Raw genomic sequence first — 12,776 nt, forward strand, 5'->3', positions numbered from 1 at the left:
TTACTCTCCTTCCTTGCGGTCAATTGCCGAGTCGTGAAATCCGTGGGAGTCCTCGGGTGCCGGCACGATCGATACCGATGATGATGGAGGTGCGGGTGGTGCTGGCGCTGGCGGATAGTTGGTGTATCCAGCCGCATAATTCGGGTCATAATTCGGGTCGAAGGGCATCGGGCCCGCAGCTACCGCCGCGCTGTACGCTGCCCGTTCGAGCACCGTCATGACACCGGCGAGAATGATGAACAGTGGCCAGCTATGTCCCCAGGAGAGAATATCGAACTGGTCCAGGAAGAAGAGCAGGCCCACAAGAGCGATCCATACCGATCCACGAAGCGCCCTGAATACGCGCAGCCGGTAGCTCGCGGTACCATCGCTCGTAAGGCCGCCACCCGTGGAGGTCATCTTCCGGACGAAGATGAAGACCGCGAGACCGATCAGGAGGAACGGCAGAAACAGGCGTGTCGAAAAGCCGTGAAAGAGGCCTGCGTTCCCGAGGAGAAATAACGCGCCGAAGCCAATCAGCCATAACGCGCCTGCAGGGAAACGATTACCGGGGTAGGGAACCTGGGTGTCCAGGGGCACCTGGGGGGGAACCGGCGGAACTGGAGCGTAGGGCTCCCAGCCTGGCGTCGGCGGAGGTGTCCAAGGACCTGAGGACCAGTTGGGTGGAACCGCTCCTGCAACGTACGGGTTTCCAGATGGCGGAGCGTAAGCAGCGCCGGGTGCCGGAGCGCGGTACGGGTCAGGTGGAACTGCTCCCGGTGCGGCTGCGGGATCGCCGTTGGGACCCTGATGGGGCACTCCCCAGGACTTTCCGAAGCCGAGGCGTTCGCCCAGATCGTTCAGGCCAAAGGGATTGGGAAGCGGCAGACCGTCGCGTCTTGCACGGGCGGTGTGATGCGCCTCAATCACCATGTAAAAGACCCAGCCCGCGATGAATAGGCCGAAGATTCCATGGTTGTCCGCCAGGCTAACTAGGATTGCAAAGACGATGAGGTGAACGATTCCCTTGGCGTACTGCTCGTTGTACATCGCGCCGACACCCGGGATGAAGCCGAGCAGCCCGGCGAGCATGGGATTTGCAACTCCGGAAAAAGGCTGCGGAGGGATTACGCCGCTCGTATAAACGCCACTCGTGGGATCGGGGTAGGTGTAGGCTCCGCCGGCGGCTGTGCTACCCGCGCTAAAGCCGGGAGCCGGGTCGCTATAGCTGTATCCGCCCGCCGGGACAGCTCCGGCTGCGTCGAGCTTGGCCGCGAGGCAAGGCTCGCAAAATACGGCCGAGCCAACGGCTCTCATGCACTCCTGGCACAGCGGCTTCCCGCAGTTCTGGCAAAAAGCGACTCGTTCCCGATCTTGATGATTTGCGCAGTTCATGCCAGCACCCCTTCCTGCTCTTCTTTTTTCGACTGATTGCTTGTTGCTAATGTGTTGCGCTCAAGAAAACTTGTGAGCAAAGCTGGCTCGAGTGAATCTCTTCGCGGAGGGTGGCTTTGGTCTTGTGATGCCGCTAGTCTGAAGTTCTGCTGCATGTAATTGTGCCGCTGGCTCGTGCCGCTGCCCGCCTTTGGCGCGTTCTTGCGCTGCTGATCCGACTTCGATTTGTCCTTCGTCTCTCCAGAGTCCGGACTGGCCTTGGCGCCGGAAGCAGCATCGTCCGTCTCTGAGTTGTCGTTTGACCGCTTCATATCCTGCACCCGCGACTCGAGCTCGTACACCACGCGGAGGTTGTCGTAGTAGCGCACTACGCTGGCGTCGGCCTGATAGAAGGTACGCCGCAGGTTCGATGGCTTCAGGTCGCTGACACTTAGCTGGCTCAGCCGGACGCCGGTGAGATTCAGCGTTAACGCGATGGAGAAGAACGCCATCGCCGCTGTCATTGCGAGCCGCGGCTGCATCATCGTGTGGGTGATGGCGCGGAGGCTGAACCGTGCCGCAGATGGACTGCGGAAGGGAAGAACGTTGCCGGCAGGCAATGCTAACGTGGGCTGCGCCGTGGCCGGGGTCAGGATGTAGCTGGCCGGGTTGACGCTCTGAATCTCTACCTCGGCTCCATCGAGTGAGGGCATGGCGATTACGCCTGATACCCGGCTTTTGGCCGGCCCCGCAAGGCCGCTCGTGTTGGCGAGTATGCGGTCCATCAGGGCGGAAGAGGGCTCCGGCCGAGGAGACCTCAACATCTGCAGCAGGGCCGCTCCGCGCTGGGCGTCGGCAAGCATCTGGCTGCAATCGGGACAGGTGGCAATGTGCAGCTCGAACGCGGCACGATCCTTCGGCGCCATCTCGCCGTCTTCGGCGTGGTCCATCCAGTCGGGCAGCATCGCCTCGCACTGTGCGCAAGTGGTTCCTTCGCCGCCTCTTGCCGGCTTTGCGCTTCCGAATTGGTTTGGCGGATTCATGTTTGAGGCCACGTTACATCACCTGCCCTTCTATACGTTGCAAAAGCCTTGCCAGTTCCCCACGACCGCGACTGATGCGGCTTTTCACGGTTCCTTCCGGGATGCGGAGGACCTGCGCAATCTCTTTGTAATCCATATCTTCGAGGTCGCGGAGGATGACCGCCTCGCGCAGCTCGGGAGAGAGCTGCTTCAGCGCGTCCTGAATTGTAGCCTTCAATTCGAGACCGGCAACATGCTTATCTTGAGAGATGCCGGAGTCCATCAAACGGTCGCCGATGGTCGGGCCGTCGTCGTCGCTGCCCAGGCTCGCGTCCAGCGAGTCGCTGGCCCGATCCAGGCGCGTTCGGCGGAAGTGGTCGACGAGCAGATTGCGTGCCAGGGTGGTCATCCACGTCTGAAAGCTGCCCTTCTGTGTATCGAAGCTGTTCAGGTTCTTATAGACCTTGATGAAGACGTCCTGGGTCAGATCTTCGGCGTCGCAGGCAGAGTTTGTGAAGCGGTAGCAGATGCCGTAGATGCGCCGGTGCTGGCTGGCGACGAGCTGCGCCCAGGCGTGCTGCTCGCCGGCAATACACTGCCGGACCAGCTTCTGCATCGCTTCCTGCTCGGCAATCTGCTGTGGAGTGCGCTCCAACGTGTTCTGAACCTCTACTGGGGGGGCTGGCAGAAGTGTACCTTGCTGGGGGGCCGTCCTCGCCTGCGAATCGACCGATGCCAGTGCGACCGGAGGTACTGACACTGCGGCGGTCGCTGCTACCTCAAGGAAGGCGGGCCGCTTTACGCGTTTGCGCGGCAGAATGCCGTGAAGGTTCGAGGACACCGGAATCGAATGTGGAATCGCCATATGCAGAACGCCCATGCGCTCTAATACGCATGGGCGTCGCGGGCGGTTCAATCCGCAGAAGGCCGCTTCTACAACCTTGAGGTCAGAATGAAAGGCTTACTTTGCGGCCGGCTCCATGATCACGCCGCAAGCGATCCGATTTCCGGCGTTACCGGTCGGGTCGGTCTTCATGTCGTCCGCCTTCTCGTGCACCATGATCGACGTGCCGCCGTTTGCCAGGATGTTGTTGGGCGATCCTTCGGTCATCGACAGGTAGTCGACCTTGAAGGTCGCGGTGCCGGTGTGCGTCTCGCCAATGCTGATGTTCTGCGGCAGATCGCCGTTGTGGTGTCCCATCGGATTCTGCAGCCCATGCTGCTTCGCATCGGGATTGAAGTGGCCGCCCGCACTCTTGAAGTCCGGAGCCTCGCACATCGGCTTGGCGTGAATGTGGACGGCGTGGTCGCCAAAGGGGAGATTCTTCAGGTCCAGCTTGACGGTGAGGTTCTTCTTGCCCTGCTTGAAGGTGGCGGTACCCGCGTCCTCGCCGGTGGAGGTCTTCAGGGGAACGACAATCTCGTTCTTCGGCTTCGCGAGAGCAGGGGTTGCGATGGCCAGGGCCGTGATTCCAATCAGTGCGAGACGCATTCTTTTTCTCTCCTTGAGTGTGTTCGATGTCATTAAACGCTGAAATAGGCCTCGTCGCTAACAAAATCTGATGACACCCTTCACGATGTATCCTCTCTTTCATGAACTTTGCCAGAACTGCCATGACCCTCGCATTTGGTCTCAACTGCCTCGTTGCGCCTTTCACCGTCGTCGCCCAGGAAGCGAAGCCAGACCCTAAGGCGGAGACGAAGTCGCCACAGTTGAATGACCTTCCGGCCGATAAGTCGGTTCCGCAGACGATGGAACTTGGTGGTAAGACCGTGAAGTACACGGCCACGGTTGGAACCTTGCCGGTAAAGAATGGGGAGGGTAAGTCAGTCGGAGAGGTCGTCTTTACTTCCTACACAATCGACGCGCCAAACCGCCCCGTCACCTTCGCCTTCAACGGGGGGCCCGGCGCCGCCAGCGTCTACCTGAACCTTGGCGCGATCGGCCCGAAGCGCGTCGACTTTGGTGCTGAAGGCCAGAGTCCGTCGGATCCTGCCACGCTCAAGGACAATCCCGGCACCTGGCTCGACTTCACTGATCTCGTCTTCATCGATCCCATCGGCACGGGCTTCAGTCGTTCGCTGGTCGCGATGGACGAGACCAAGAAGCTCTTCTATGGCCCCGACCAGGACATCGCCTATCTCTCGAAGATCGTCTACGACTGGCTGGTAAAGAACCAGCGGCTGCAGTCGCGCAAGTACATCGTCGGCGAGAGCTACGGCGGCTATCGCGGCCCTCGTCTCACCAGCTACCTGCAGTCTTCGATCGGCGTTGGCGTAAATGGCCTAGTCCTCGTCTCTCCCGCGCTGAACCCAAGCACCGGCTCAGAAGATCTGTCACCCATTCCGTGGATGATTACGCTGCCCTCGATCGTTGCGGCGAACTACGAGCGCCAGGGCAAGCTCACTCCGGAGAACATGGCCGCTGTCATCGACTACACACGCGGCGAGTACATGGTCGATCTGGGCAAGGGATTCTCGGACCCAGCCGCAACGCCGCGAGTCGTGAAGAAAGTAACGGAGCTGACCGGGCTCGATGCCACCTTCGTCAAACAGTCCGGTGGCCGGCTTGAGACGCAGGCCTTCCTCCGGGAGGAGTTCCGTGAGACCGGCAAGCTGGGCAGCCGCTATGACCCCAACGTCACCGCCTACGATCCGTTTCCCTACAACCCGACACAGGAGACACAGGATCCCATCCTGCTGAGCATCATCGCGCCGACGACGACCGCAATGGTCGACTTCGTCACTCGCACCGTTGGATGGAAGACCGATGCCCGCTACAACGCGCTCTCCTTTGAGGTGAACCGCAATTGGGACCGCTCCGGCGGCAGGGGCGCGTTCGATGGGGCGGAGTCCGCGACGGACCTTCGAACGGCCGTCGCCACTGACCCGAAGCTGCGCGTGCTCATCGCGCATGGCTGGGCGGATCTCTCCTGCCCGTTCATGGGCTCGGTTCTTACCGTCAGCCAGATTCCGATCATGGGCGACCCCACCCGCGTAGCGGTGCATGAGTACCCTGGTGGACACATGTACTACTCGCGTCTCGCCAGCTCGCTGGCGCTGCGCAAGGACGTAATGGATCTTGTCGAGAAGCATTAGAAGCAAAGGCCCACTACGCGCGGGGTGGTCACTTCGTGACGTGTATTGGGCTTCGCGTGGCGCTCGCTGCTACTTTCGTGGCGTTGCTCAGTGATACTGCCATCCCTGATGCTGGTTTGAAGGCATGTCACACCCGACCATTGAGCTGTCCATGATCGTCCGCGACGGAGGTGCTTCGCTTGCACGCTGCCTGCGTAGTGCCAGATCTCTGGTCGATCGGATAGTCATCGGCGACACCGGATCAACCGACGACACGCGCTCAATTGCGGAAAGCTTCGGCGCGGAGGTTATCGCGATCCCATGGCAGGATGACTTCGCTGCCGCACGCAATCAGGTCCTCGATGGGGCTCGCTGCGACTGGGTGCTTGTGCTCGACGCGGACGAGATGCTCGACCCTGAGGCTGCGTCTGTGCTGCCCGGACTTGTTCGCGATAACAGCGTTCATGCCTATACGCTTCCTCGTCGCGACTATGTGGCCCGTCTGCACCTCGATCAAATTGCCTGGTCGGTTGAGCCCAACACCGGCGATCTTCCGGAGGCTCGGCGATACCCCGGCTACGTTAGCTCCGTGCACACGCGCCTGTTTCGACGCCACCCGGATGTCTATTTCCGCGAGCGCGTTCATGAGCAGGTGACAAGTAGCATTGACCGCCTTGGCCTCCTCCGCACGAATGCTCCGCTGACCATCCACCACTTCGGCCCCGTCGAGACCTCTGTTGCTGCGGCCGAGGCGAAGACCCGGTTCTATCACCGGCTCGGGCTGGAGAAGATCGCGCACGAGCCGGAGAGCTTCGAGGCGCAACTGCAGCTTGGCATTACGGAGCTCTTGCAGAGGAACCACTTGGAAGAGGCGCTGCCGCACCTACAACGTGCTTCCGCCCTGCGCCCGAGAGACGGCCGCGGCCCGCTCTACACAGGCATCTGCCTGCTGCGGCTCGATCATATCGCTGAGGCCCGGCAGAGTCTGCTGCGCGCCTTCGCTCTCGGGGAAGACTCACCCGCACTGCATGATGCTCTCGGCGATACGCTCCTGCGGGCAGGCGAGCATGATCACGCACTTATCGCATACCAACGGGCTTACCTCGCTTCAAATCGTTCTCCGCTTGCAGCGGCGAAGATCGACCGGGCCGCAGCCCACCTCAAAGACGCGATCGCTGGAAGTGCCCGAAACTTTGACGCAAGCGCCCGGGTCTAAGAGCTATACAAAGATTCTGAAGGGAACGGAAATAGCGCACTTGAGCCTTGAGACGATCTTCGACCAAGCCCTCGAGCATCACCGCGAGGGAAGGGCAGCCGAGGCCGAGCGGGGCTACCGGCAGGTGCTCGATGAAGACCCGAATCACGCCGACAGCCTGCATCTGCTGGGCATGATCGCGTACGAGGCTGGCGACTGCGACGCCGCTATCGAGCGAATTCGACGCGCCATCGTGATCAACCCCCGGGCCTCCTCCTACCACCTGAATCTCGGCAACGTCTTGCAGCACCTTAGCCTGGCGCGGGATGCCGGCACGTGCTATCTGCGGGCGCTGATGATCAAACCGGATCTGGTAGAGGCACAGGTGAATCTCGCCCACCTCTTTCTTGCCGCCAAAGATACGGGCAATGCGATCGAGTGGTATCAGCGCGCGCTCGCGCTTCGGCCGGAGATGCCCGAAGTCCACAAGAAGCTGGGCGACGCATACCGCGTGGAGCTGAAGACGGAACTCGCCATAGCCGCGTACCGGCGGGCGATTGCGCTCCAGCCCGGATATGCGGACGCACTGCACGAGCTTGGTGTGATGCTGCGCGCGAACCGCGATCTCGACGGAGCTCTGGCGGTCTTTAGAGAGGCGCTGCGAGCCGAACCTGATCATCCCCGGGCAGGCTTTGCGATGGCACTGCTACTGCTTTTGCAAGGGAAGTTCCGCGAAGGATGGGCCGCCTACGAAAGTCGCTGGAGCTCGGCTGATCACGCAACGCCGATGCGAGCTTATCCTCAGCCAGCATGGCGAGGCGAGTCCATTGAGGGCAGCCTCCTGCTATGGCCGGAACAGGGGATCGGGGACGAGATTATGTTTTCTTCGGCGGTTCCTGATGTAATTCGCACCGGCACCCACTGCATTCTTGAATGCGACGTGCGTCTGCAGCCGCTCTTCGTCCGCTCCTTCCCGGAGGTCGAAGTGATCTCGGACCGCGAAGCCGGATTCAACCCGGCACGGGGGATCGTAGCGCAGCTGCCGCTGGGCAGCCTGCCGGGGCTCTATCGCAGGAAGTGGAGCGAGTTTGCCTCATCGTCCTCGCCTTATCTACGCGCCGACACCACGCGACGCGAGCAATACCGCAGCCGCTATGCAAATGGCGAAAGAACCGTGGGGCTGTCGTGGTTTTCGAACAATGCGAAGACTGGCGAAAACAGGTCGATGGATCTTGCGCTGTTCGGGCCGCTGTTTGCCGTGCCCGGTATGCGCTTTATCTCGCTCCAGTACGGCAATCTGGCGGAGTTAGAAGCAGAGATCGCCGCTTTGGGTAGCAAGATCTTCGTTGACCCGGAGGTTGATCAGTTGCGCGACATGGATGAATTTGCCGCCCAGATTGCCGCCATAGATCTTGTCATCACGATCGACAATACGACCGCCCATCTGGCTGGTGCGCTCGGCGTCCCCGTGTGGCTTCTGCTGCCCTTCGCCCCGGACTGGCGCTGGCCGGAGTTCGGCGGCGGCAACCCGTGGTATCCGTCTATGCGAGTCTTTCAGCAGCCAGAGCGTGGTGACTGGAGTTCCGTAGTGGCCGAGGTGGGCGACGCGTTGCGGGCACTATAACCGCGTTCAGCTTCCAACGGGAAGCTCCAACTGCTCCGAACCTGCTTCATCTGCATAGGGCAGGAAGCATCTCCTGCAGCGTGCCTCGTACACGCCTGCCGCGCCGACAACGACAAGCTCCTGGCTGGCACCCAGCCGCTGGCTGTGGATGGCCGGGGCGCCGCAGACCATGCAGACGGCGGACAGCTTTGTAACCTCATCAGCGATGGCCATCAGTTGCGGGATCGATCCGAAGGACTCGCCCGAGAAGGTCATATCCAGCCCTGCGATCACGATGCGCTTGCCCAGATGTACCAGCTCCATCGTCAGCGGAATGATGGAGTCGTCGAGCCACTGCGCCTCGTCGAGGCCGATCACTTCGACATCATTCAGGATCGGAAACAGCTCCGCACGCAGCCGCTCGACGTTCACCACCGTCACCGCCTCATGCGTGTGCAGACTGTGCGAGGCGATGGCGTCGCGGTGGTAGCGAATGTCGATGTCGGGCTTGTAGCAGGCGACGCGCTGCTTCGCAATGCGCGCCCGCTTCAGGCGGCGGATCAGCTCTTCGCTCTTGCCGCAGAACATGGGGCCGGTGATGACTTCGATGCGACCGGGTGGGACTGGATTCATCGTGGAGAAAGGCCTTCAGCAGGGATATCTCTCTATCCTAATCTCCGCCAGTCGCTATGATTTCCCGATGGGCTGTTGAAGACTTAGTCGGCGAGCGGCTGCCAAAGCTCGACGCGATTACCCTCAGGATCGACGATCCAGGCAAACTTCCCGTAACTGGCTTCCTCGCGCTTCGGGTCGATGGTTACGCCGGCGGAGGTTAGCTGCTCGATCAGCTCGTCGAGGTTGTCGACGCGGTAGTTGATCATCGCCTGCTGCGGGCCATCTCCGAAGTGTTTGGAGCTTTCCGGGAAGAGTGACCATGCAGTCGTGCCCGTGCCGGCGGGAACTTCATCGCTCCACTCAAAACTCGCCCCGCCCCATTCGCTCATCTTGATGCCAAGGTGCTCGGCGTACCAGGCGTAAAGCGCCTTCGGGTCTTTTGCCTTGAGGAACACGCCACCAATTCCGGTCACTCTCGCCATTACTGGGATCTCCTGTTTTATAAGGCTTCGACGAAGACGGCTGTACCGTAGGCCAGCACTTCGGTGACGCCGTGCATGACTTCGTTCGAATCATACCGCACGGCGATTACGGCATTGCCGCCGCGCTCCGCCGCGTGCTGCATCATCATCACGAAGGCGTCGTTGCGCGTCTTCTCGCACAGGTCGGTATAGATGGTAATGTTGCCGCCGATCAGCGTCTGGAGCGTTGCGCCAACATTACCGACAATCGAACGCGACCGGACAACAAGGCCGCGGACAACGCCGTAGTTCCGCGCGATGCGGAAGCCAGGAAGGTCGAGCGCGGTGGTAACCATCGACGGACTGAAAGGAGCAGCGAGCGGTGCAGACATTTTGTCTCTCCTAAATACGCGGGACGGCCTGAGCCGCCTGCACAGCATTCTACGTAGCGGTGTGCGGGGAAGTTCCTTTAGGCTGGGTGCCCCATCTTCGGCGCGGCTTCATCGCACCTAATTAGGCGGAGCGCCACCAGCTCAGGCCGCAGCCGAGATGCTCTCCACCAATCGCAACACCCGCCCAGCATCGATAGTCTCCTGTGCCAACACCACCCCCGCGCGGAGATCCGACGCAAGCCCGGCCGTAACCAGCACCGCTGCCGCGTTCAATACAACGACATCGCGGCACGGCCCCGGCTTGCCCGCAAAGACCGCCCGCAGAATAGTCGCGTTCTCCAAAGCATCACCGCCGCGAAGCATCGCGATCGGCGATCGTTCCAGTCCGGCGTCCTCCGGCGACAGGGTTGAGTGCGTAACCGCGCTATCGCGGACCTCCGCGACCAGGCTGGGGGCGCTGATAGAAAATTCATCCATGCCTGCGCTGCGTTCTGAGTCAACGTATCCATGCACCACAAACGCGTGCCGCACTCCGAGCAGCACCATCGCCTCTGCGACTACTGCGACCCGATCCGCCGCATAGACACCCATCACCTGCGCCCGCGCACCTGCGGGGTTTGAAAGAGGTCCGAGTAGATTGAAGACCGTCCTTACACCCAACGCGCGGCGAACCGGCATCACCGCCTTCATTGCGGGGTGCATCGCGGGCGCGTGTAGGTAGGCGAAGCCATGATTGCGGATTGCTGCGGCACCCTCATTTGGCGAAAGCCCGACCGGGATCCCGAGCACTTCGAGCACATCCGCTGATCCGCTCTTCGAGGTGACCGCGCGATTGCCGTGCTTGGCCACCTTCGCGCCTGCCGCCGCTGCGACCAGTGCTGCTCCAGTAGAGATGTTGAAGGTGTCGGCACCGTCGCCTCCGGTGCCGCAGGTGTCCACTAACTGCGTCCGCTCGCTTTCATGAAGGAGCACAATCGCAGCCGCCTCGCGCATGGCGTCGACAAAACCTGCGATCTCTTCCGCCGTCTCTCCGCGCGCCGCGAGCGCTCCGAGAATGGCGGCGATCTCGATCTCGGTCGCCTGCATTTGCAGGACAAGCCGCATCAGGTCGCGGGCTTCCTCCCGAGTCAGCGTGGCTCGAGATTCGATCAATCTGCGCAAGTAAGGCCTGAGGATCACTTTATGAAGAGTAGCAAGGAGGGCGCTGTCCGATAAACGCTCAGCCTGTCCGACCATCGGTTGCCGCTGTTCATACGCCTCCGCTAGTATCGGAGCGTAGACGTTTACCCGGCTACAATTGCGCGCGAAAAGGCGGTACCGCTCCCCGATGAAGATCCACGAGTACCAGGCAAAAGAGATTCTTCGCAAGTACGGCGTCCCCGTCCCAGGCGGCGAGATGGCGATGACGATCGAGCAGGCCGAGACCGCCGCAAAGTCGCTCTTCAGCGCGGGCAATGCCGCCGTCGTGGTGAAGGCGCAGATCCATGCCGGAGGCCGCGGCAAGGGCGGCGGCGTGAAGGTTGTGAAGACGCTGGACGATGCGGTGGCGCGGTCTAAAGACATCCTCGGGATGCAGCTGGTCACGCATCAGACCGGCCCGGCGGGACAGAAGGTTCAGCGGTTGCTGATCGAGGAGGGTTCGGCGATCGACCGCGAGCTTTATCTCGGCCTCGTGCTCGACCGCGCCAGCGCGAAGATCGTCTTCATGGCCTCGCAGTCCGGCGGCATGGAGATCGAGGAGGTCGCGCACGCAACGCCGGAGCTCATCTACAAGGAGTACATCGAGCCCGCCGTCGGCTTCCAGCCGTATCAAGCTCGGCGGCTTGCGTTCAAGCTCGGCCTGCTGCCCACGCAGATCAATGACGCGGTGAAGTTTATGACCGGCCTGTACAAGGCGTTCGTCGATACCGACTCGACGCTGATGGAGATCAATCCCTTCATCACGACGAAGGACGGAAAGCTGCTAGCGCTCGACTGCAAGATCAACTTCGACGACAACGCGATGTTTCGGCACAAGGACCTGAAGGAGCTACGCGATCTGGCTGAAGAAGACCCGCTCGAGGTGGAAGCGTCGAAGTACGCGCTGAACTACATCAAGCTCGACGGCTCGATCGCCTGCATGGTGAACGGTGCCGGCCTCGCGATGGCGACGATGGACATCATCGAGTACGCCGGAGGCAAGGCTGCGAACTTCCTCGACGTAGGCGGCGGAGCGAACCAGGAGCAGATTGAGAATGCTTTTGGGATTTTGCTTAGCGATAAGAATGTGAAGGCAATTTTTATTAATATATTCGGCGGAATTCTGCGAGTGGATGTTCTGGCTACTGCGGTAGTTGCGGCAGCGAAGAAATTGAATGTTCAATTACCGATTATTCTGCGGCTCGAAGGTACGAATGTTGAAGAGGGTAGAAAGATACTTGCAGAGTCGGGCTTGAAGTTCGAAGTAGGCGCAACGATGAAGGAAGCTGCTGACTTGGCTGTCGCCGCAGCTAAAGGATAGATCATGGAGCCAGTTCAGCCTTCAAAGCTTAGGTATAAAGTTTTCGGCCCGTTCCCGTTCCGCACCAACAGTGAGAGCACCCACCGCGATGCATTGAACGCATTTTGGGTGGAACGAAACAATGATAAAACGCCGGAAGGTATCGCTAATGCGATTGGTGTATATGTTTGGACGGTAAAGCAAGGCCGGAAGCGCATACCTTGGAACGTCGGGTTGACCGATAAGCAGGGATTCAGAAAGCGATTTGAACAGAAGGAAACAACATTTCTCCGGTTTCTAAGAGAAGATCCGCACGCGCAATTTGAAGTCTATTTACTTGCCCTTCAATCCAAAACAGGCAAGTTTCGCCGCCCAACAGACTCGTTAGGAATCAAAGCAAATCATTGGCTGGAAACGATGCTGATAGGATCGGCAATCAGCGTGAATCCCGATCTGCGAAACAAAGCTAAGGCTTCTTATCTTAAAAGAGCTATCGTTGAAGGCTATTTGAACGACGAAGTTGAGGAACGCAGCGAAGCTGCTAAGTCGTTTAACAAATTATTCAAAGCATAGCCCAG

13 protein-coding genes and 1 pseudogene are annotated in these 12,776 nt (G+C 60.3%); 5 read left to right on the forward strand and 9 right to left on the reverse strand.

What is annotated here, in order from left to right; translation table 11 throughout:
* The 5 genes and pseudogenes from HDF16_RS16085 to HDF16_RS16100 form a co-directional block, all read right to left on the reverse strand.
* A complete protein-coding gene (locus tag HDF16_RS16085) occupies positions 1–1,296 on the reverse strand; it encodes a hypothetical protein (protein ID WP_246409164.1) in 1,296 nt (431 codons plus the stop codon).
* 9 nt (positions 1,297–1,305) lie between these two features.
* Positions 1,306–1,374 (reverse strand): annotated as a pseudogene (locus tag HDF16_RS31870) (B-box zinc finger protein); the annotation flags it as partial.
* Positions 1,371–2,396, reverse strand: a complete 1,026-nt coding sequence (locus HDF16_RS16090) for an anti-sigma factor family protein (protein ID WP_221312796.1) — start codon at positions 2,394–2,396, stop codon at positions 1,371–1,373. The gene HDF16_RS16090 and the pseudogene HDF16_RS31870, both read right to left, overlap by 4 nt.
* A gap of 13 nt (positions 2,397–2,409) precedes the next feature.
* Positions 2,410–3,255 (reverse strand): RNA polymerase sigma factor, encoded by an 846-nt coding sequence (locus HDF16_RS16095; protein WP_184218447.1) that lies wholly within the window; start codon positions 3,253–3,255, stop codon positions 2,410–2,412.
* An 81-nt stretch (positions 3,256–3,336) separates the two neighbouring features.
* A complete protein-coding gene (locus HDF16_RS16100) occupies positions 3,337–3,867 on the reverse strand; it encodes a superoxide dismutase family protein (protein WP_184218450.1) in 531 nt (176 codons plus the stop codon).
* A 122-nt stretch (positions 3,868–3,989) separates the two neighbouring features.
* Here HDF16_RS16100 and HDF16_RS16105 point away from each other — a divergent pair, with 122 nt between their 5' ends.
* The 3 genes from HDF16_RS16105 (at position 3,990) to HDF16_RS16115 (ending at position 8,272) form a co-directional block, all read left to right on the forward strand.
* Positions 3,990–5,474: a S10 family peptidase gene (locus HDF16_RS16105; RefSeq protein ID WP_184219239.1), complete on the forward strand. Its 1,485-nt coding sequence runs from the start codon at positions 3,990–3,992 to the stop codon at positions 5,472–5,474.
* A gap of 124 nt (positions 5,475–5,598) precedes the next feature.
* A complete protein-coding gene (locus HDF16_RS30710) occupies positions 5,599–6,669 on the forward strand; it encodes a glycosyltransferase family 2 protein (RefSeq protein ID WP_184218453.1) in 1,071 nt (356 codons plus the stop codon).
* A gap of 40 nt (positions 6,670–6,709) precedes the next feature.
* Positions 6,710–8,272, forward strand: a complete 1,563-nt coding sequence (locus HDF16_RS16115; protein ID WP_184219297.1) for a tetratricopeptide repeat protein — start codon at positions 6,710–6,712, stop codon at positions 8,270–8,272.
* Between the two features lie 6 nt (positions 8,273–8,278).
* Here HDF16_RS16115 and HDF16_RS16120 read toward each other — a convergent pair whose 3' ends face one another.
* The 4 genes from HDF16_RS16120 to trpD all read right to left on the reverse strand — a co-directional run bounded on the left by HDF16_RS16120 (position 8,279) and on the right by trpD (position 10,955).
* Positions 8,279–8,884 (reverse strand): thymidine kinase, encoded by a 606-nt coding sequence (locus HDF16_RS16120; RefSeq protein WP_184218456.1) that lies wholly within the window; start codon positions 8,882–8,884, stop codon positions 8,279–8,281.
* An 83-nt stretch (positions 8,885–8,967) separates the two neighbouring features.
* Positions 8,968–9,348: a VOC family protein gene (locus HDF16_RS16125; RefSeq protein ID WP_184218459.1), complete on the reverse strand. Its 381-nt coding sequence runs from the start codon at positions 9,346–9,348 to the stop codon at positions 8,968–8,970.
* 17 nt (positions 9,349–9,365) lie between these two features.
* A complete protein-coding gene (locus HDF16_RS16130; protein ID WP_246409166.1) occupies positions 9,366–9,719 on the reverse strand; it encodes a YbjQ family protein in 354 nt (117 codons plus the stop codon).
* A 141-nt stretch (positions 9,720–9,860) separates the two neighbouring features.
* Positions 9,861–10,955 (reverse strand): anthranilate phosphoribosyltransferase, encoded by a 1,095-nt coding sequence (gene trpD / locus HDF16_RS16135; protein ID WP_184218462.1) that lies wholly within the window; start codon positions 10,953–10,955, stop codon positions 9,861–9,863.
* A 91-nt stretch (positions 10,956–11,046) separates the two neighbouring features.
* Between trpD and sucC the strand changes: the two genes are divergently transcribed.
* Both sucC and HDF16_RS16145 read left to right on the forward strand, forming a co-directional pair.
* Positions 11,047–12,219: an ADP-forming succinate--CoA ligase subunit beta gene (gene sucC, locus HDF16_RS16140; protein ID WP_184218465.1), complete on the forward strand. Its 1,173-nt coding sequence runs from the start codon at positions 11,047–11,049 to the stop codon at positions 12,217–12,219.
* 3 nt (positions 12,220–12,222) lie between these two features.
* Complete coding sequence (locus tag HDF16_RS16145; protein WP_184218468.1) at positions 12,223–12,771, forward strand: hypothetical protein; 549 nt, start codon at positions 12,223–12,225, stop codon at positions 12,769–12,771.
* Positions 12,772–12,776 lie beyond the last annotated feature (5 nt).

Origin of the sequence: Granulicella aggregans, assembly GCF_014203275.1 — a bacterium.
Taxonomy (GTDB): domain Bacteria; phylum Acidobacteriota; class Terriglobia; order Terriglobales; family Acidobacteriaceae; genus Edaphobacter.